General features: G+C 41.8%; 16 protein-coding genes. 5 read left to right on the top strand and 11 right to left on the bottom strand.

Annotated features, from left to right (window positions below):
- Positions 1-27: 27 nt before the first annotated feature.
- Positions 28-399 (bottom strand): PA2779 family protein, encoded by a 372-nt coding sequence (locus ABKW31_RS05455; RefSeq protein WP_348615645.1) that lies wholly within the window; start codon positions 397-399, stop codon positions 28-30.
- Between the two features lie 466 nt (positions 400-865).
- Between ABKW31_RS05455 and ABKW31_RS05450 the strand changes: the two genes are divergently transcribed.
- The gene (locus ABKW31_RS05450) at positions 866-3,034 is read left to right on the top strand and encodes a response regulator (RefSeq protein ID WP_348615260.1); all 2,169 of its coding nucleotides are present in this window, start codon (positions 866-868) and stop codon (positions 3,032-3,034) included.
- A 42-nt stretch (positions 3,035-3,076) separates the two neighbouring features.
- Here the strand turns inward: ABKW31_RS05450 and fumC are convergent, their stop codons facing one another.
- The 4 genes from fumC to hemN form a co-directional block, all read right to left on the bottom strand.
- On the bottom strand, positions 3,077-4,477 hold the full coding sequence (gene fumC / locus ABKW31_RS05445; RefSeq protein WP_348615259.1) for a class II fumarate hydratase: 1,401 nt from the start codon (positions 4,475-4,477) through the stop codon (positions 3,077-3,079).
- Positions 4,478-4,679: 202 nt separating this feature from the next.
- Positions 4,680-5,090, bottom strand: a complete 411-nt coding sequence (locus ABKW31_RS05440; RefSeq protein ID WP_348615257.1) for a hypothetical protein — start codon at positions 5,088-5,090, stop codon at positions 4,680-4,682.
- Between the two features lie 90 nt (positions 5,091-5,180).
- Entirely contained in the window at positions 5,181-5,567 is a 387-nt protein-coding gene (locus ABKW31_RS05435) for a hypothetical protein (RefSeq protein WP_348615256.1), read from the bottom strand.
- A 262-nt stretch (positions 5,568-5,829) separates the two neighbouring features.
- Positions 5,830-7,194, bottom strand: coding sequence for an oxygen-independent coproporphyrinogen III oxidase (gene hemN, locus ABKW31_RS05430; RefSeq protein WP_348615255.1), 1,365 nt, complete (start codon positions 7,192-7,194; stop codon positions 5,830-5,832).
- A 312-nt stretch (positions 7,195-7,506) separates the two neighbouring features.
- Here hemN and ABKW31_RS05425 point away from each other — a divergent pair, with 312 nt between their 5' ends.
- Positions 7,507-7,806 (top strand): hypothetical protein, encoded by a 300-nt coding sequence (locus ABKW31_RS05425; RefSeq protein ID WP_348615254.1) that lies wholly within the window; start codon positions 7,507-7,509, stop codon positions 7,804-7,806.
- Between the two features lie 247 nt (positions 7,807-8,053).
- Here the strand turns inward: ABKW31_RS05425 and ABKW31_RS05420 are convergent, their stop codons facing one another.
- The 6 genes from ABKW31_RS05420 to rimK form a co-directional block, all read right to left on the bottom strand.
- Positions 8,054-10,045: an ATP-binding protein gene (locus ABKW31_RS05420; protein ID WP_348615253.1), complete on the bottom strand. Its 1,992-nt coding sequence runs from the start codon at positions 10,043-10,045 to the stop codon at positions 8,054-8,056.
- Between the two features lie 157 nt (positions 10,046-10,202).
- Positions 10,203-10,679, bottom strand: a complete 477-nt coding sequence (gene greA / locus ABKW31_RS05415) for a transcription elongation factor GreA (protein ID WP_348615252.1) — start codon at positions 10,677-10,679, stop codon at positions 10,203-10,205.
- Between the two features lie 111 nt (positions 10,680-10,790).
- Positions 10,791-14,009 (bottom strand): carbamoyl-phosphate synthase large subunit, encoded by a 3,219-nt coding sequence (carB, locus tag ABKW31_RS05410; protein WP_348615250.1) that lies wholly within the window; start codon positions 14,007-14,009, stop codon positions 10,791-10,793.
- Between the two features lie 62 nt (positions 14,010-14,071).
- Positions 14,072-15,217, bottom strand: coding sequence for a glutamine-hydrolyzing carbamoyl-phosphate synthase small subunit (gene carA, locus ABKW31_RS05405; protein ID WP_348615249.1), 1,146 nt, complete (start codon positions 15,215-15,217; stop codon positions 14,072-14,074).
- A gap of 352 nt (positions 15,218-15,569) precedes the next feature.
- On the bottom strand, positions 15,570-16,379 hold the full coding sequence (gene dapB, locus ABKW31_RS05400) for a 4-hydroxy-tetrahydrodipicolinate reductase (protein WP_348615248.1): 810 nt from the start codon (positions 16,377-16,379) through the stop codon (positions 15,570-15,572).
- A 278-nt stretch (positions 16,380-16,657) separates the two neighbouring features.
- Positions 16,658-17,563 (bottom strand): 30S ribosomal protein S6--L-glutamate ligase, encoded by a 906-nt coding sequence (gene rimK, locus ABKW31_RS05395; protein ID WP_348615247.1) that lies wholly within the window; start codon positions 17,561-17,563, stop codon positions 16,658-16,660.
- 346 nt (positions 17,564-17,909) lie between these two features.
- Here rimK and ABKW31_RS05390 point away from each other — a divergent pair, with 346 nt between their 5' ends.
- From ABKW31_RS05390 to ABKW31_RS05380, 3 genes are all read left to right on the top strand, one after another.
- Entirely contained in the window at positions 17,910-18,464 is a 555-nt protein-coding gene (locus ABKW31_RS05390; RefSeq protein ID WP_348615246.1) for a PH domain-containing protein, read from the top strand.
- Positions 18,457-20,028: a PH domain-containing protein gene (locus tag ABKW31_RS05385; protein ID WP_348615245.1), complete on the top strand. Its 1,572-nt coding sequence runs from the start codon at positions 18,457-18,459 to the stop codon at positions 20,026-20,028. Before ABKW31_RS05390 ends, ABKW31_RS05385 begins: the two co-directional genes overlap by 8 nt.
- Before the next feature lie 100 nt (positions 20,029-20,128).
- A complete protein-coding gene (locus ABKW31_RS05380) occupies positions 20,129-21,820 on the top strand; it encodes an alkaline phosphatase D family protein (RefSeq protein ID WP_348615244.1) in 1,692 nt (563 codons plus the stop codon).
- Positions 21,821-21,885: the final 65 nt, after the last annotated feature.

Raw genomic sequence — 21,885 nt, 5'->3', positions numbered from 1 at the left:
TTGTTTATAAGCACTAGTCACTCAGTGTTAAATGGGGCGGATAAAGGGATAAACATCTGTGATACCCATCAAATCCAGTACCGCTACCACCACTAATACCGTGACAATGGTGCCAACAATACCACCAGCGGGCATATCATTCATTTGCTGATTAAAGGTGATAAGTTCGTCGTTGGTCATGCTATCAACACGCATTTGAGCTTCTGCTGGACTAACGCCAAGAGTCATTAACCTCTGTTGCACTTCAGCACTATTTACCAGTGTGAGCACTTGTTGTTTGTTGTATTGATATTGTTGACTCGATATGGCTTGCTCAGAGGTATAAACCCCCGCAGTCGCCTGACCTAGACTAAACAGCAAAACCGACGCAGCTATAGTGGATTTTAAAAATGAATTCATCATTATGTATTCCTTGTTATTATCGTTATAAGACCATAGATAAAAGTCTCACTCTGCTGAATAATTCAAATGCAGATAATGAGTGTATGCAATTAGTAGCCCAATATCGCACAACCATGATAGAAGTACAGAAGATAAGACTAGATGATTTAAATAGCTGACTTAATAAACATTGACCCTCATATCAGATGCAATATTTGCGGCGGTTAATGTAATCTTTACACATTCTAAGATAAGGGCCATTTGCCCCTCTGCTGCACATATCTAACTCAACTCCATGGCCAGAACATTTAGAATTACAGTTCAAATACTCCTCGTTGGCAAATACAGATAAATTTATGACTTATTTTCAGAATTTGACGCTTTGTCATTTGCTTTGAGGCATTATTATAATAACGTCTGCCTGTAGACTTTTATTTTGAGCTAACGCTAATAGTAGACTCAAAAAGCCGAGGTATTCATTTTTATGTTTAAACCTTTTTTCACAAGCATGCCAATAAAGACACGTTATATTTCAGCGCTGTGTCTTATTGCTTTAACGGTATCTTCCTCGGCTTTGATACTTAATTACATTTTCAAAACTCAAGAGAATGACGCGAATATAATTAATATTGCTGGCCAGCAGCGCATGTTGTCGCAGCGCATTGCATTATTTATTACCCGTTTGTCATATTGTCCAGCCGATAGCCTTAGCTTGCAGGATTCATTAATCACAAGCATTGAGCAATTTCAGAATAATCTGCTCTACCTTAGTACTTTAGACTCACTTCCCCTAGAAGTTAAAGCACTTTACTTTGGCCCAGCCACTTTGGTTAAGGATAGCGACACTTACGTGCAGCAAGCTAAGGAGTTTCTTGAGTCTGCACAATCCTGTGGACAATTACCTCTGCATTTTACGACCACACAAAGCGATAGCTTGCTATTTAGACTCGATCAGGTGGTACAAGCCTTCGAAGCTGCTGCTAGTCAAAGAGTATTACATGTCAAACAAATAGAAATGTTCTTATGGATTTTTACCTTACTACTGCTTTTGCTGGAAGGTTTATTTATTTTTAGACCGATGGAAATGAAAATCAAACGTAATCTCGCATCATTAAATTCAGCCCTACAAAAAGCAGAAGAAGCTGAACAACAAGCGCTTAAGGCAAGCAAGGCTAAATCTGAATTTCTCGCGAGTATGAGTCATGAACTGAGGACTCCAATGAACGGTTTGTTCGGTATGATCGAATTGGCTATCGACAATCCAGTTAAAAGCAATGAATACCTTAAGAAAGCAAAAAGTGCGGGCAATCAATTGTTAGTGCTGATCAATGATTTACTCGATCTTTCAAAAATTGAAGCAGGCAAGTTACGTATTGAACGTGCTCCTTTCGACCTATTGCAATTGATTGATGATGTAAGCTCGATTCAATCAGCTACGTGTCGACTAAAAAATTTAGACTTCATTTATAACAAACAAACCGACTTGCCCCTGCATATTATTGGCGACCCAACTCGGATCGCCCAAGTCATGCATAATTTACTCAGTAATGCCGCTAAGTTTACTGACAAGGGAAGTGTTGAGCTGCGTATCGGTATTTATATTAAAGACAAAAAATCGTGGCTTACAATAGCAGTTCAAGACTCTGGCATCGGTATATCTGCAGGTAAAATTCAGCACATTTTTAATAAATTTGAACAGGCTGATCAAACTACAACACGACTCTATGGGGGTACCGGTCTTGGTCTTTCAATAGCCAATGAATTAACTCACTTAATGCAGGGCTCTTTGACCGTAGAAAGCACTGAAGGAGAAGGGAGTTGTTTTACCTTTGCACTGCCTGTTGAGATAGACCATACAAACAGCGAGAACTTTGCACCTCAAGTGAAACTTCATTGTGCCATTGTAGATGACTTGCAAACCAGTAGAGATTATTTGTCTCACTTGACGACCTCAAAAGGGTTTTATACCACGACCTTCAGCGACGCTAACTCGTTTTTAAACAGTAATATCAACCAATTCGACGTACTTATTCTCGATCTCTCTATGCCAAATATTGATGGCGTGGAGCTGATAGAAAAATTGATAGAGCGCGACATTACCCCCTTGCCCCATATTATTTTAATTTCGGCGGTGATTGAGCATTTAGATTGTAATGATAAAATCCGCAGTCTGATTTGGCGTACGCACGCTAAACCAATCCACCGACAAGAACTTGAAAGTGACCTGCGAGAACTACAAAATCTGCACCATCGCGTTGATGCTGAAAACACCGAATTAAGCAGTCATCATCATATTTTGGTTGTTGAAGACAATGAGATCAATGCCGAAGTAGTCAAAACCATTTTACAGACCAGTGGGTATCAAGTCTCTGTTGCGAGTGATGGTCAAAAAGCGGTTAATGCCTGTATTTTTGAAAAATTCGATTTAATATTAATGGATATGCAAATGCCTGTTATGGATGGCATTAGTGCCACCATTAAACTGCGAACCGAGTTAAACTTTACTCAGCCCATCGTAGCATTAACTGCCAACGCATTTGCCGAAGACAGAGAACGTTGCATACAAGCAGGTATGGTAGACCTTATCGCCAAGCCGATTGATAAGGTCGCCTTACTCAGCTGTATTCGAAAGCAACTCAAGATAAACAATTAACTTAGCTTGAGGTAGGTCAAAATAGGCAATAATAGGCCAGGGCTAGTTTGACGTGTTACCTACCATATTGGCAGGAACTACCCAACGATCGAAGTCTTCAGCACTTACATAACCTAAGTTCATAGCGGCGGTTTTTAATGTCACACCTTTTTTATAGGCTTCTTTGGCGATTTCAGCGGCCTTAGCGTAACCGATATGTGGGTTAAGACTGGTGACCAACATTAACGAATTGTTTAGATGAGCTTGTATCACCGGTAAGTTAGGTTCTATGCCTTGCACACAATGCTGATTAAAACTTTGACAAGCATCACCAATCAAACGCGCACTTTGCAGCACACTGGCGGCAATCACCGGCTTAAAAACGTTGAGTTCAAACTGCCCCGAACTGCCTGCAATGCCAACGGTTACATCATTACCCATCACCTGCGCCGCGACCATAGTCAAAGCCTCAACTTGAGTGGGATTAACTTTACCAGGCATAATGCTTGAACCAGGTTCGTTTTCAGGCAGCAGTAGCTCACCAAGCCCGCAGCGTGGGCCACTGCCGAGCATGCGAATATCATTGGCAATTTTCATTAAACTAACTGCTAAACGACGAAAGGAACTACTTAGCTCGACCAATGCATCATGAGATGCGATAGCTTCAAACTTATTAATAGCGCTAACAAAAGGCAAGCCAGTCAAATTCGCTATTTTAGCCGCCACCGCTGCAGCATAGCTCTTTGGCGTATTTAAGCCCGTGCCCACTGCTGTGGCGCCCAATGCTACTTCAGCCACCACCTCTAAAGCATGATTAACAGCGCGTATGCCGTTATCCAATTGCCGCACATAGCCACTAAATTCTTGTCCCAAGGTTAAAGGTGTGGCATCCATAAAATGTGTCCTACCTGTTTTAACAATGTCATTGAAGGCCGCAGATTTTTTTGCCAAAGTATCACGCAGGGCCATCACCCCAGGCAGAGTCACCGTAGCAGTAAGATGGTAAGCAGCCATATGCATGGCTGTCGGAAAGGTATCATTACTACTCTGACTTTTATTGACGTCATCGTTAGGATTAAGCAACTTGTCGGCATCGCTCAGGCTCCCACCGTCAAGCACATGTGCCCGATTGGCAATAACCTCATTAATATTCATATTGGTTTGGGTACCACTACCGGTTTGCCAAATCACCAAAGGAAACTGATCGTCATGTTTACCCGCTAGAATTTCGTCACACACTAGGGTAATCCAGTGGGCTTTTTGTGCAGATAATACTCCCAAACTTGCATTCGTTTGGGCTGCAGCTTTTTTTAACTGAGCGAAGGCATAAATAAGCTCAATGGGCATACTGGCCGAGGGGCCAATTCGAAAATTATTGCGACTGCGCTCTGTTTGGGCTCCCCAATAAACGTTAGCAGGAACGCGCACTTCACCTAAAGTATCAAATTCGAGCCTATATTCCATAATATCCTCCCCTGTTGATTGACTAATTGACACAAGGAAACACTAGCACATCTGTTAAATGAAACTCATGACAATTAGTTGCGATTATCCAAACACTGCTCTGTGACCAATGCTAATCGGTGAACAAATACCTCTAATACGGGCACAGTAGTCACACAAACTATCAGCATTAAAAGTTGACTGCCAAAAGATAACAAGCACCTTATAGGTTAATTAACCAAGCGGAGGTAATAAAACACAACAAAGAAATGAGGATCCCAAACAGCGGTATTTTAAACCAATATTTTTTGGCTAAAATTAAGTATGAAATAGCAACGATAACGGGGAGAACAGAGAACCATAACGAGTCCCTGATCACTTCGAAGTGGAAAATAATAAGAGGAAGGTAAATAGCTGCAAACAGCATAGCACCCATACTATGACTCGCATTAAACCCGAGCCAAGCTCGCCAGATAGTTGTTTCTTGGGTGAGTCGCAGTGAAGTGCCTTTCATGACCTCAACTACCTTAGGATCATAGGGATGTAACTTTGTAGTAAAAAACGTGTAGAGCAAATGTATCGTGCCAAGTAAGCCAAAAATCGACACGCCAACTATCAATAATATTTTATCCATGTGAATTCACTTTTTAATACCTCTAATAATAGCCGCCGCACCGGCGGCGAGGTCAATTATCGATAGTGGCAGAATACAGCCCGCCCTCTGTTAACCAGTCACTTTGTCTAGCATATGAGCGATAACATGACTGTGCTGCTGTTGGGGGCTAAACATCACAAGTTCTGCATCTGCTGTGACCTTCACATTGTGTCCGGGGGGCCAATAAAAGAGATCATTCATGTTGACTGTTTCTTGTACGCCCTTTGCATCTGTGGTGGTGAGTTGGCCACTTAAAACATAGCCCCAATGTGGACACTGACATAAATCTCCCTCCAAGCCTTGAAATAAAGGGCTAGTATCAACCCCTGCCGAAAGGCTAAAGTACTCACCACTGATCTTGCCTAAACCTGTGGCATCACCAAAGTCTGTTTGCTGACGAATTACTGCACCAGGAATCTCCATCTTTACGTCAATGTCTTCTTTCGCTATACGCATGTTTCTTGCCTCAATATTGATGGGTGCTTTAGTCTCTGTGGTCTGTATATCGAAAGTTCCCACTGAGCTAACACATCTAACACCGTGATAGTTTTTCGACTGAAGTATAGTGGAAATCCCTCAACTTGCCCTGCTTATACAAGCGGTTTTCTTCCCCCTCATACCACAGCAAGTCTTGTTGATTGATGAGGTCCGGGACTCGAGGTCCGGGACACGAGGTCCGGGACTCGTAATTTCCGACTCGTCGTCCTTGTTTGTATTGCTAAACGACTTGGGACATGCGTGTATTGTGTGTTTCGCTTGGTAAATAGGCATCAAATACACTGGCTATATGCCTGACCAATAATCGCCCTTGACTTGTTACTTGAATAATCTCGTGGCCAAGAGTCACTAGGCCATCTTGTTCCAACAACGCTAGTTCGTTCAACTCCTGGGCAAAATAGTCTTTAAAGCAAATATTATATTGCTGTTCGACACGTGCTTGCGTCACTTTGCCGTTACACATTAATTCTTTGATAACTAGAGCACGGATCTGATCATCATTAGTCAGTATCACCCCCTTTTCTAGTGGGCTTACTTCTTCATCTAAGCTGGCATAATAGCCCATCAAATCTTTTTTATTCTGACTGAAGGTATTGTTGATTGAGCTAATACTCGACAAACCTAAGCCGAGCAAGTCGCAATCACCTTGGGTAGTATAACCTTGGAAGTTACGATGTAATTGACCAGCGCTACAGGCTTTACTGAGTTCATCTTTTGGCAAGGCAAAGTGATCCATACCAATAAACACATATCCGTTTTGGGTGAGTGTTTCTATAGCTTGGCGCAACAATGCAGCTTTTAAGTCTGTATTGGGTAACCAATGATCTAAAATCTTACGCTGGGCAGCAAATCGAGACGGCATGTGTGCATAACTAAACAATGAAATACGTTCGGGTTTCATTAACATTATGTCAGATAAGGTTTTGCTAAACGTAGCTTCATCTTGCCACGGTAAACCATAAATAAGATCTAAATTAACCGAGCTAAAACCCAACTGCTGTGCTCGCTCAACTAAGTCTGCCACAAATTGAGTATCTTGTGCCCTATTGATGGCTAACTGAACTTTTTCATCGGTATCTTGCACACCAATGCTAAGGCGGTTAAACCCCTGCTGTTTCAGCATATTCACATAGTCGAGTTGCATTTTTCTAGGATCAATCTCGATACTCATTGCAGCATCATCAGCAATTGTAAAATGGGTACTTAACATATTCATTAAACGTAAGATTTGTGTTTCATTTAAGAAACTGGGGGTGCCGCCGCCTAAATGAACCTGGCTCACAGTATAATGTCGAAATAAGCTCACCTGCCCCGCTATTTCTTTTTCAAGATAATCCAGATAAATATCAGCTTTATGCTGATGACGGCTAACAATTTTATTGCATCCGCAGTAATAACAAAGGCTATGACAAAACGGGATATGAATATATAAAGACAGAAAACGGCTCTTGGAAAGCTGCACGGCGTTAACAAATTGCTTACGAGAAAATTTATCAGTAAATGTTAGTGCTGTTGGGTACGAGGTATAGCGTGGAGCGTGGGTATTGTACTTTTTCAATAGTGCATTTTCGGTTAAGTCTAACATCTTTTTACATCATCCTAGTTTAAATGCGGCTATTTTGACGTAAGTGAGACTTCAGACTTTGATCAAGCTCAAGTTTTGCTGCTTTATGTTCTGTAAAGCAGCCGCAGTCGCAATAATTGGTGAATCCAAAACAGTAGAACTACACTAAAATATGAGTAAATTAACCAACTAATAGTTTAAACCTGATTAACTCACACCATGGCATTAGCTAAGCCATTGAAATAGTTGATAATTAATTATGGCCTAAGGTTTGCAAACATGATGTGTATAAATTGGCGAGTAACGCCACTACTTACATAGAAGGACTTTCCCATGTCAAATAAATCCGTATTTTGGTTGATATTTTTTAGCTTAACCCTAATTGAAATAGGTCAAATGGCTGACTCGCAGGAACATCCAGTGGTGATTGACCATGAGCAATTTGAACCAAATAGAACCGCAGCAACTGAAAGCCATGTCGACAAAACCCGGCACATTCCTTATCTATCACCTACTGATTGTGAAAATAATTTTAGCGGCGAACTATTAGTTTCCACTACTGAACAAGCCACTAAAATCAAGGCAGGCGCAACCCTGATTAATCAACTTTGGATGCCTGCATATTTGCAATAATATGTGCTTTTTAAACCATGATAATCACTGGTCTAATTCAGAATAAATAGGTGAGCTTAATTCTGTTGTTTTTAACTTAAGTTTTGGGCTAAATATTGCTTAAATATTGCTAAAGGTACCATACATATTTTTAAGCTCACTTTGCATGTCGAAACTTCTGCGCATCCCCCTTATCAATAAAGGTTCACCAACAAGATGCCCCGAGTCAAACTAAATCAAAAAATTTGAAATCTACTCATTAAGACCATTATAAGCCTTTCACATGTTTATCTATCATTTGACTCAATTCATTTATATTATAAGGCTTGCTCATAATGGCATCACATCCCCATTGCAAACGGTGCTCTTCATTGACCATATTAGTAAAGCCAGTCACCATAATAATCGGCACATCCTGATCAATTTGCTTAAGTTTTTCGACCACTAGCGGTCCATTCATTTCAGGCATTGCATAATCCGTAATGATCAAATTGATGCTGTTATGATGGGTATTAAAATAGTCTATTGCCTGTTTAGCGCTGTGAAAGGCAAAAACGCGATAACCTAAGGTTTCTAACAAACTCACACCTAACTCACAAAGCGACTGTTCATCATCGATAAATAATATGGTACTCGTTCCCGAGTTTAAAATTAGCTCAGCTTTGATTTCACTTTTCTTAGACCGACCTAACACAACGGGGAAGTAAACCCGAAATTCGGTGCCCTTACCTAGCTGACTGTCTACCTCAATGTATCCATTATGTTGTTTTATTACGCTGGCTACAATTGATAGACCCAAGCCTGAACCGCGTTCCTCACCTTGCAGTTTGGTGGTAAAAAAGGGTTCGAATATTCTTTCCTTAATTTTGCCATCAAAGCCTTTACCACTGTCTATAACTGATAAACATACATAATGGCGGGGCTCAGCATCATGCTCGTTATTCAGGCGTTTAAGTGTGGAAGAGAGTGTGATGTTAAGTTCACCTCCGTTAGGCATTGCTTGAATCGCGTTGGTGCAAAGGTTTAATACTACTTGATAAATCTGCGAGGGATCCGCTGCGATTGTAGGCAGTGGTAGGCTAATGTGGTGTTTAATTCTAACCTCTTTGTTCGCTGACACAGCTAACAGGGTAACCACTTCCTCAACTAATTTATCGAGCTTCACCACCTCAAGATTGTCAATCGACTTACGGCTCATGATCAGTATTTTTTCAACTAGATCTTTTGCTCGTTTAGCCGACTCTTCGATTAGGTTCACATATTTGATCTGTTTTTCATTACCAGCTAAAAAGAGTTTGATGAGTTGGGAATATCCTAACATCGGTGTCAATAGGTTATTGAAATCGTGAGCGATACCACCCGCCAGAGTCCCCAGTGCTTGCATTTTCTGTTGCTGAAGCACCGTTTCTTCCATACGTTTGCGCTCAGTGATGTCGATGTGTGAGCCAAGCATTCGAATAGGTTTACCGCTCTCGTTTCTTAGACTTGAGACGTGAGACAATATCCACCTGTAGGAGCCGTCTTTATGCAGCATTCTAAACTCAATTTCGTGCGAGTCTGTATGCCCTTCTAGCGTTCTATTTATTTTTTTTAGTGAGCTCTCCATATCATCAGGATGAACTCTACTGCGCCATTCATTATAGTCATTTAGGATTTCACTATCCTCGTACCCCAATTGTCTTTTCCACTCAGGTGAATAAAAAACGATATTGCTGGTCAAGTCCCAATCCCACAAGCCAATATTACCCGCTGAAATAGCCTCTTTTAGCTTGAGTAAGGTATCTTGTAATACGTGTTGTGTCTTTTTAATAGCGGTTATATCGAGACCGGTACTAATGAAATAATCGCCACAAGGTATGCTTGTCATTTGTAAATATTGTTGGGTGCTTTCGAAATAAGTCTCCCACTCATAGTTGCTTTGCTCTAAAAATATTTTCTCTACTATGGGTAAAAATGTTTCAGTTGCATTGCTTTCAAATATCTCATCCGTTGTTAGGCCAATAATATCGTCTAACTTCTTATTCCACGTATTTAAGGCCAGTTTATTTGCATCAAGTAAACGCCATGTTTTTATGTTGCCATGTTCATCATAAACAAGCTGCCATACATGGACTTCATGGTTCATGTTGGCGAATAATTGATGATAGTGTTCGTTGCGCTTGTTTAGTTTGTTGGCCTCTGCAAGAGCTTGTTCCAGTTCCTCAATTCTTGTTACTTGTTGTGTACTCGATAGCAAAATACTGGGCGACTGCTTGATCATGGTGGGAGCCGATTACATTCATTATAGAGAGCTGAGTATTACACAAGAATTGTTGCACGTATATTAGGGACAACTTTGCTGTAAGCATATTGCAGACATTAAAAAAGAGGCCTAAGCCTCTTTTAAATCAATGTGATTGGTAGTCTAGGGATAAGACTTAAACATATTCCACTGCTGAAATTTCAAATTCAATGGCGCCTTTTGGCGTTTGAATATTGACCACATCATCTATTGATTTACCTATTAAACCACGTGCAATGGGGGAGCCGTATGATATTAAATTATTCTTTATATCGGCTTCATCTTCGCCAACTATTTTGTAAGTAATCTCTTCTTCAGTATCCAGATTTAAGATGGTCACCGTTGCCCCAAAAATCACTTTACCGTTATTGGTCATCTTGGTGACATCTATAATTTGAATATTAGACAGCTTGCCTTCGATGTCTTGAATACGCCCTTCGCAAAAACTTTGTTGCTCGCGTGCCGCATGGTATTCAGCATTCTCTTTTAAGTCACCGTGCTCACGGGCTTCAGCAATTGACTTAATAATTTGTGGTCTTTTAACCGACTTTAAATTTTGCAGCTCTTCACGCAGTAATGCTGCGCCTTTGGCTGTCATTGGGTATTGATTCATAGTTCAACAACTCACTTTGTTGGGAATATACTGCACGCTAATTAGCAATCAAACATAGGTGCAAAATTAAAAATTTCAAGCAAGGGCAGCAAAATTGCTGCCGCTATACTATTAAATAATGCGTTTGTGCAGGTCTTGCACTGAAGTAACACGGGCGCGATCTTCTGCTTTATTGGCATTCACTGTAGCAAATGCCGCATTCATCGTGGTTGTGTATGGTACTTTATTGAGTAAGGCTTCTCGACGAATATAAACCGAATCGTCAATGGCTTGACGCCCTTCTGTCGTATTGATGATATAACAATATTCACGATTTTTAATCGCATCAACAATATTAGGACGGCCTTCACTGAGTTTATTGACCACACTACAGGTTACCCCAGCTCGGTTTAATACCGTAGCGGTGCCGCTTGTTGCCTCTAAGGTAAACCCTTTGGCCAACATCTTTTGCCCCAGTTCAATGACGCGATTTTTGTCATTCAAACGCACTGACAATAAGGCTTTGCCACCCACAGGAATGGGTTGACTTGCCCCTAAGTTAGCTTTGGCATAGGCTTCAACAAAGGTATCACCCACGCCCATTACTTCACCCGTTGAACGCATTTCTGGCCCAAGTAGTGGATCGACACCTTGAAACTTAGCAAAGGGTAATACCACTTCTTTGACTGAGTAAAAAGGTGGGATAATTTCTTTGGTGATGCCTTGTGATGCAAGAGATTGCCCGACCATACAACGGGCACCAATTTTAGCAATCGCCATGCCAGTGGCTTTAGAGACAAACGGCACAGTGCGCGCAGCGCGCGGATTAACCTCAATCAAATACACTTTGCCATCTTTAACAGCAAATTGAGTATTCATTAAACCCACTACACCTAATTCAAGGGCCATGGCTTTAACTTGCTCACGCATCACGTCCTGAATTGCCGGACTCAGTGAATAAGGCGGTAGTGAACACGCAGAGTCGCCTGAGTGCACACCGGCTTGTTCAATATGTTCCATAATGCCGCCAATCACTACCTCTTTACCGTCACAGATAGCATCTACGTCAACTTCAATCGCATCATCCAAGAAACGATCAAGCAAGACGGGCGAATCATTCGACACTTTCACCGCATGTTTTAAATAACGCGTTAAATCTTTAATGTCATACACGATTTCCATGGCACGGCCACCCAATACATAAGAGGGGCGCACCACCAGCGGAAAACCAATTTTTTCAGCAGCAACCAGAGCTTGCTCTAAATTACTTACTGTTGCATTGGCCGGTTGTTTTAGATTAAGTTTATTGACCATTTTTTGGAAACGTTCACGGTTTTCAGCTTTATCGATCGCATCAGGTGAAGTACCAATTATCGGTACGCCTGCAGCTTCTAAGGCACGGGCAAGCTTAAGTGGCGTTTGTCCACCGTACTGCACGATCACCCCTACTGGCTTTTCGATACGGACAATTTCAAGGACGTCCTCTAAGGTCACTGACTCAAAATATAATCTGTCTGAGGTGTCATAATCAGTAGAAACTGTTTCAGGGTTACAGTTAACCATAATGGTTTCGTAACCGTCTTCACGCAGCGCAAGGGCAGCGTGTACACAACAATAATCAAATTCGATACCTTGGCCGATTCGGTTTGGACCGCCGCCCAGTACCATAATTTTTTTATTGTCGGTCGGATTTGATTCACACTCTTCATCATAAGTGGAATACATATAAGCGGTGTTACTGGCAAATTCAGCCGCACAAGTATCAACCCGTTTATACACCGGGTGGATATCGAAATTACGGCGAGCTTCGCGCACATCCGCTTCATCCACGCCGGTTAAATCTGCAATACGCGCATCGGCAAAACCTTTGCGTTTTAAAATTTTCATCAAGTCTTGATCAATGGCAGACAAACCTAATTCAGCCACCTGCTGTTCAAGGATCATCAACTCTTCAATTTGCACTAAATACCAACGGTCAATATTGGTTAAAGTGAAAATTTCATCCACTGACATGCCCATGCGTATGGCATCAGCGATATACCAAATACGCTCAGCGCCAGGTTCGCGTAATTCACGCACGATAATGGCTTTGGCATCGGGATCTTTAATGTCAATGATAGAATCTAAACCATTCACACCCACTTCTAGACCGCGCAACGCTTTTTGTAAAGACTCTTGTTGGTTACGACCAATGGCCATCACCTCACCCACTGATTTCATTTGCGTGGTTAAACGATCGTTTGCACCGGCAAATTTTTCAAAGTTAAAACGTGGGATTTTAGTCACAACGTAGTCAATAGCCGGCTCAAAAGATGCGGGGGTTAAGCCGCCAGTGATATCGTTAGCCAACTCATCTAAGGTGTATCCAATAGCCAATTTGGCCGCAACTCTAGCAATGGGGAAACCCGTTGCTTTCGAGGCAAGCGCAGATGAGCGAGATACACGTGGGTTCATTTCGATAACCACTAAACGACCGGTAAGAGGATCTACGCCAAATTGTACGTTTGAACCACCGGTTTCAACACCGATTTCACGCAATACTGCGATGGCGGCATTACGCATCACTTGGAACTCTTTATCGGTGAGTGTTTGCGCAGGCGCTACCGTGATTGAGTCACCTGTATGCACACCCATGGGGTCGATATTTTCAATGGTACACACGATAATGCAGTTGTCTGCTTTATCTCGTACCACTTCCATTTCATATTCTTTCCAACCAATTAATGACTCATCAATTAACAATTCGTTAGTCGGCGACAAATCTAGACCGCGACGACAAATTTCTTCAAATTCATCACGGTTATAGGCAATACCACCGCCTGAACCACCCATGGTGAATGACGGACGTATAATGCACGGAAAACCAATGCGGGTACTGACATCAAAAGCTTGTTCCATGCTGTGAGCAATTTCTGCCACTGGGCATGCCAAACCAATAGACTTCATGGCTTTGTCAAAACGTTCACGATCTTCTGCTTTATCAATCGCGTCTGCCGTAGCACCAATCATCTCGACCCCAAATTCAGCTAATACACCATGTTTATTGAGGTCAAGCGCACAATTAAGCGCAGTTTGTCCACCCATAGTCGGTAGTATCGCGTCGGGACGTTCTTTTTCGATGATTTTTCGCACAACTTCCCAATGGATAGGCTCAATGTAGGTAGCATCGGCCATTTCAGGATCAGTCATAATGGTGGCTGGATTTGAGTTAACCAATATGACGCGGATCCCTTCTTCTCTGAGGGCTTTACAAGCTTGCGCGCCAGAGTAGTCAAACTCACAGGCCTGACCTATCACAATCGGCCCAGCGCCTAAAATTAAGATACTTTTTATGTCGGTACGTTTTGGCATGGTGCTCTTCTTTTTTAATCTCGTCTCAATATTCGGGTAGCTGCAGATAGGAGTTCGCTAACTTAGCGAACCGCCTGCATCAATTCGATAAAATGGTCAAACAATGGCGCTGCATCATGAGGACCCGGACTGGCTTCAGGATGGCCTTGAAAACTAAACGCAGGCTTATCAGTTAAATGAATGCCTTGTAAAGACTTATCAAATAACGATATATGAGTCACTTCAATATTGGCTGGCAAACTCGTTTCATCCACAGCAAAACCGTGGTTTTGTGCCGTAATCATGACGCGATTAGCTTTTAAATCTTTAACTGGATGATTGGCACCGTGGTGACCAAACTTCATTTTTAACGTCTTTGCGCCGCTGGCTAGTGCTAGCAACTGATGGCCTAAACAAATACCAAAAATAGGAATATTAGTCTCTAACAAGGTTTTGATGGCTTTGATAGCATAATCGCAAGGTTCTGGATCGCCTGGGCCATTCGACAAAAATACACCGTCGGGCTCAAGGGCTAATACATCTTGAGCGCTGGTTTTAGCCGGAACAACCGTTAAACGACAACCTCTGTCAACTAACATACGTAATATATTATGCTTAACACCGTAGTCGTAAGCGACCACATGATAAGGTTGTACAGTGGGTGCTGGTTTATAACCTATTTCAATATCCCAACTGGCACTATTCCAGTTATACGCTTTTTCACAGCTTACTTCTTTCGCTAAGTCCATGCCTTTTAAACCAGCAAAACCTTTAGCTAAGGCCAATGCGTGAACTTCATCTAAATCGACTTCATCTAATGCACTCGTGGCAATAATACAACCATTTTGCGCACCTTTATCGCGCAGAATACGCGTTAAACGTCGTGTATCGATATCAGCGATACCGAGAATATTGTTGGCTGCAAGATAGTCAGAAAGACTTTGTTGACTGCGGTAATTACTGACCAGCAAAGGTAAATCTCGGATCACAAGGCCTTTGGCCCAAATCTTGGTGGATTCTTGGTCTTCTTCATTAATACCGGTATTACCGATATGGGGGTAAGTCAGTGTAACGATTTGTTCGGCGTACGAAGGATCAGTTAAAATCTCCTGATATCCTGTCATGGAAGTGTTAAAAACCACTTCCCCTACTGACACACCAGACGCTCCAATCGCAGTACCTTTAAACACAGACCCGTCTGCTAGTACTAAAAGGGCGGAAATAGCCAAGTCAACCTCCTGGTTACTAATTAATAAAAAGTAAGGTTATATAAGCATTAACTTAAAGTTAATGCTCCGGCACTTGGTTTTTACAGTTACCAAGCCCAATACAAAAAACCTTATAAACCAATGATTTACAAAGAATTTAACTTAATTTGCAAGATATAACTGATCGAAATTAACATAACTTTCGTAATTTTTGGCAAATTCGCAGCACTATACACGAATCGCCTTTTAGGGTCTACGAGCAATTCGTTAAAATGCAGAAATAAGCCCTTAAACTTAAATTCTCTGCTTAAGGCTTAAAATTCTAAGTTATACCCAAAAATCGATACTTAAAATTATCAATGAATCTTGGTATTTAGTTCGAGTTAAAGCCTAATACATCGGCCATACTATACAAGCCTGCAGGTTGCTGAACTAACCAATTAGCCGCTTTTACTGCACCTTTGGCAAAAGTTAGCCTACTGGAGGCCTTGTGAGTGATTTCTAAACGTTCACCTATATCAGCAAATAATACAGTGTGATCGCCAATAACGTCACCGGCACGCACGGTAGCAAAACCTATGGTTTGTTGGTCACGCTCACCGGTATCACCTTCTCTGCCATACACTGCACATTGACTTAAATCTCGACCTAATTCATCAGCAATGACTTCACCAATGGCCATAGCCGTGCCAGATGGGGCGTCTTTTTTAAAGCGGTGATGGGTTTCAATAATCTCTATATCAGCGCTTTGCCCCATGACACTGGCAGTTTGCCTGACTAAATTCAGCAATAAATTAACCCCAACACTGTAATTAGCAGCAAAAACAATAGGAATGTATTGAGCTGCATCGACTAAGGCACATTTTTGCTCAGCGTTTAGACCTGTGGTACCAATAACAATGGGTAACTTATGGTTAATGCAAAACGCTAAGTGCTCATTTAAAGCGGCTGGCAAAGTAAAGTCGATCACGATATCGATGTCGTTAATTCGACTACTCAAATTAGACTCTAATAAAACGCCTATTTTACCAATACCAACGAGCTCGCCCACATCCGACCCGACTAGAGACGATGTAGCGCGAACAGCAGCGGCACTTAAGCTTGAATTGGCGTCTTGACTAATTGCATCAACTAATACACGGCCCATACGACCGTTTGCTCCGAAAATGGCGATGTTGCTCATGGTATATTTCTTTTTAACTATAAGGCAGGCGAATTCTGTTCAGATTGTGCCTCAAATTAAGCCCGCTTGCAGCTTAGTATTGAGAATAAATTGATCTAAAAAATACATTAAAAAATAATGCGACTGGTCTGCTATTTAACCTTAGCTCAAGTTGAGGTTTTTTATTGTGGTCGGTATTGGTCGATTATTGCATGACTACTGGGAAAGCTTGTCCTTAGTTAAATCAACTAAGGACAAGCGAACAGAGCTTTCCGTGCTGAAGGTAAATGGTTCGAAAATTAACCTTTTCCTTGAGTTTTATTTTTATTGCGTTGGGCATTTTTTTCAATAAATTCAATAACCATTGCTGAGACATCTTTACCCGTTGCCGCTTCGATTCCTTCTAAGCCTGGCGATGAGTTGACTTCCATCACCACCGGTCCACGACTTGAGCGCAGCAAATCCACACCACACACATTCAAGCCCATGATGTTGGCAGCCGCTACTGCGGTAGCGCGCTCTTTGGGAGTTAACTTAATGAGCACAGCGCTGCCGCCACGATGCAAGTTAGAGCGGAACTCACCTTCTGCGCCCTGTCTTTTCATTGCTGCTACAACCCGATCACCTACCACAAAACAACGGATATCTGCCCCACCCGCTTCTTTAATAAATTCTTGCACCAAGATATTAGCATTCAAGCCCATAAAGGCTTCAATCACGGCCTCAGCGGTTTTTTCTGTTTCTGCCAGTACCACCCCAATACCTTGGGTACCCTCCAACAATTTAATGACTACCGGTGCACCACCGACATTTTTAATTAAATCTGGCACATTGTCTGGATGATGAGCAAAGCCGGTACGAGGCAAACCAATGCCTTTGCGCGATAACAATTGCATTGAACGAAGTTTGTCACGGGAGCGACTTATCGCTACTGACTCATTAACACAAAAACTACCGGTCATCTCAAATTGACGCACCACCGCGGTACCGTAAAAAGAAATAGACGCGCCAATCCGTGGAATAATTGCATCATAACTCGGCAGTTCTTCACCTTTAAAACGCACCACTGGACGGCTGCTGGTGATATCCATGTAACAATGCAGCGTATCAATAATATCAACTTCATGGCCGCGGGCTTCTGCGGCCTCTTTTAGTCGGCGAGTCGAATACAGTTTTTTATTACGTGACAAAATACCTATTTTCATAAATTTTCCTTTTATTAAAAACGAGTGAGGCCCTACATATCCAAATGACATGTCAGTAGTTTCATCGTTTAAAGAGCACCAGATTGGCGATTCACTCACTTCGCAGTCGCAGACATAATACCCAATAAAGCAACGAATTTAAGCAAACAGTGGTGAACTCTGGCGCTTTAGTTATACCACAATTTATGCTTTAAATTTAAGACTGGTTATTTTTTTGCAAAATATCAGCACACAGTAATGAGTAATTCTGCTATCAATTAAGTTAAATTTGTTGAATTTACTTAGGACTAAAAGATAAGTTTCCACTATATTGGGCCATCAAAACGACAAGGTGCTTATTGCAGTCATGATGCTAGACTCAGAATTTGAAAACAACAATATTGACCAGCTAAACAAGGTTAATCTACCGCACTTAGAGACATTAAACTTATTACCCTTAGCAGCACAATATGCCCCGCTCAACCTATTGATAAATTTAGTAATAAGTTTATTCATTGTGATTATTGGTGGCGTGTTATACACGCAACCATGGATAAATTTACCACCTGCTATGCTGCAGTTTATCCCTTATGCAATGATATTCGTGGCTGTTATCAGCATAATACTTATCCCACTAAACTATATCGGCGATAAACATAAACTTTACGCCCTACGTGAATTAGATCTGCATTTTAGCTCAGGGCTAATCTTTAAAAAATTGGTTAGCCAACCTATATCCCGAATTCAACATGTTGAATTAAAGCGCGGTCCGCTGGAACGTTATAAAAACCTAGCAACCTTACAAGTTTTTAGTGCGGGGGGGGCGCAACATACCTTTGAAATTCCGGGCTTGGACTTGGACACGGCACAGCAAATTCACCAGTTTGTTTTGCAACATAAAGACTTAGCTCAGCATGGATAATGCGAAACACGAGCATGCCAGCCAATTGAAAATAGATGCTCCTTGGCAACGACTCTCACCAATAGCAATTCTTTATTTCGCCATGCAAATCATGCGCAATGCTTTGGGTAATATTGTCTATTTAATTCCGATCATTGCTTACAGCTATTCTAGTATGCGAGAACATCCCTTGATTTGGTTACCCGCTATAGCGGTCTTGTTTCTGTTTTTGCTACTGGGTGCTTTTTGGAGTTTTCAGGTCTATCGTTTTCGATTATCGAACAAAGTGGTTGAAATTCGTTCAGGCATATTCAGTAAAAAGCACCTAAACCTGCCCTTTGAACGCATTCAAAATGTCAAAATTGAACAACCTATCTATTATCGTGCTACCGGCTTTGCATGCTTACAACTCGACACAGCCGGTTCGGTCAAACAAGAAGCTAAATTGGTTGCCCTGCCCGTGATACTCGCCGAGCAACTAAAACAACAAATACTCGACAATACTCCCGCGTTAAATGAGGCACAGCATGTAGATGCCGCAAATACTGACGCGGAAAAAATCAGGCCCAGTTCAGCAAACAACGAACACATCATCAATCAACGTAGTTTGGCTGACTTAATTTTGCATGGCATCACGAACAATAGAATATGGATCTTATTAGGTGGATTGGCCCCGTTTTACGATGATATCGCCGGCAAAATAAATCAAGGAATGATGACTTATGGCATCAATATTAAAGATATGTTTAGTCTAGAAACCCATTCTGTACTGCAAGTTGGATTTTATGCCTTATCGCTGACCTTAATCATCATGTTTGTCTTAATGCTGTTTTCTGTCACCGGTGCGATTGTCAGTTTTTATGGTTACACCCTAAGTAAAGTAGAAGGACGTTATATTCGGCGCAGCGGACTTTTTACCAAACATGAAGTCAGCATGCCCTTAAGCCGTTTACAATTAGTCATTCAAAAACAAGATTGGTTAGATGTGGTCCTGAAACGGGTTAACCTTAAGTTAGAACAAATGAATGCTCAGCTCAAACAGCTCGACTCCTCTGGCGCTAACAGTAAAATTATCGTGCCTTCCATCACCTTGCAACAAAGCCAAGCTTTGATAAATGATATGTACCCCAATAATCAACTTTTCAGTATTGCCTTTGCGCCCATCAGTGCTTTTTATTTACTGCGTTATATTGGCTATTTTCTAGCACCGCTGTTTTGTATCTTCGCCACTTTTACGATTATTCAGCACAACTGGACTGCTACAGCTCTGGGTTTTAGCGTGTTTTTACTGGCCAGTGCTTGTGTTTATTTACGGTGGCGACGCTGGGGTTATGCCTTTGATGACAACTTTATATATTTGCGCCGTGGTTTATTGGGGGTCGATTACTATTGTTTTCCTGCTTTTAAAGTGCAGCAATGCCAATTTACCCAAAGTGTCATGATGAAAAGACGCCAATTGGCCACCAACAAATATGTGCTTGCCTCAGGTTCAATTGCTTTGCCCATGTTGCCGGAATCAATAGCCTTTAACATGCTCGATAGCTGTTTATATCAAGTCGAATCAAGCCAACGTTCTTGGATGTGAAAAACCCAGGTCGCTTGACATTAGGTTTAAGTCGGCTTTTTTTAATTTTGTAACATTATTGCATTAAGCTATGGTTTATAAATAATCAGGACCATGCATCATGAAACAATTATCTCGTCGCCAATTTCTTAAGTCGTCGGCTTTTACCGCTACAACTATCGCTATTTCAACCAGCCTCAGTGCTTGTATCAGCCGCGCTGATAGACAAAACCTCAGTATTGTGAATTTTAATTATGGCGTAGCCAGTGGCGACCCTAGCAGCAGTTCTGTCATCCTATGGACTCATGCTGAGCCACAAGACAAATCACAGTTAGTCAATATTCAATGGGAACTCGCTAGTGATAGCGCATTTACCCAAGTCGTGCGCAGCGGCCTAGTGAGTACCAAACAGAATCAGGACTTTACTGCCAAAGTAGATGTTCAAGAGTTGTCCCCAGCAACGCAGTATTACTATCGTTTTATCGGGGCACAAATGACCAGTCCAACAGGCATTACCCGCACTTTACCCCAAGGTAGTATTGAGCAAGTAAAACTCGTCGTGGTGTCGTGTTCAAATTATCCAGCAGGTTACTTTAATGCATACCAAGATGCCGCGCAGCTGAAAGATATTGATGCCGTAGTACATTTAGGCGATTACATATACGAATACCCTATGGGTGGTTATGCCACAGACAAAGCCAATGAGATTGGCCGTGCTTTAGCTGAAGATAACGCTACGGAACTCTTGAACTTAGAAGATTATCGCAAACGTTATGCGCTATATCGCAGCGACAAAGGTCTGCAAGCCTTGCACGCTGCGGCCCCATTTATTGTGGTGTGGGACGACCATGAAGTATGTAATGATACATATAAAAATGGCGCAGAAAATCATAATGCAGGCGAAGGTGACTTTTTTATACGACGTGCTGCCGCTATTCAGGCCTATTATGAATGGCTACCGATTCGCCCGCCTTACGGTGAACAAAAGCCTGAGATATATCGCAGTTTTGAATTTGGCAGCTTACTCAGCTTGTACATGTTAGATACACGACTCATTGGCCGTGACAAGCAATTAAGTTACCAAGACTATCGCGATACGAAAACACAACAACTTGATGTTAAAAGCTTTATTAATGACCTCAATAACCCTAAGCGCACATTGATGGGTAAAACCCAGTTTTCTTGGCTGGAAACAGCCGTCAGTCAGTCGACAAGTCAGTGGCAAATGCTGGGTCAACAAGTATTAATGGCAAAGATGTTAATACCCTCAGAAGTATTTGCTGGGGGTGAGCTTGCACAAACGGCGCAACGTATAGCGGCTTTAAAAACGTTAAAAGACCAACTTGATGCAGGCGGCAATCTGAGTAAAGCGGAGCGTACTCGCTTAGCATCAGTCATGCCCTATAACTTAGACGCATGGGACGGTTATCCAGCCGAACGTGAAGCGGTGTATGCGCTTTTTAAAACTCTTAACAAACCCTTAGTCGTGTTGGCCGGCGATACTCATAATGCTTGGTACAGTAAGCTCAAAGATAAAGACGGATATCCAATAGGCGTGGAGTTTGCCACACCAGGTATTACTTCTCCTGGCATGGAAACTTACCTCAAATTAGACGACAACTCTGCACCTAAAGTCGCTAGTGATCTCACAGCACTTATTGACGAATTAGAATATTGTAATTTACATCAGCGGGGATATTTGGTGGTCACGGTTACGCCACAAAACATGCTTGCTGAGTGGCGTTTTATAGATAATATTTTATCTGAAGATTACCGCATTATTGATAGCTATCAGCTTAACAAGCCAGCCTAAGTTCCCGCGAGTTCAACTTGACTTTACTAACAATTAGATTCAAGTTGAGCCTCTTTGGTAAAATA

It is taken from the genome of Paraglaciecola sp. 25GB23A, assembly GCF_040012495.1.
Classification (GTDB): domain Bacteria; phylum Pseudomonadota; class Gammaproteobacteria; order Enterobacterales; family Alteromonadaceae; genus Paraglaciecola.
The sequence above is the reverse complement of the archived record's forward strand: the minus strand, read 5'-3'. Positions and strand labels throughout refer to the sequence as shown.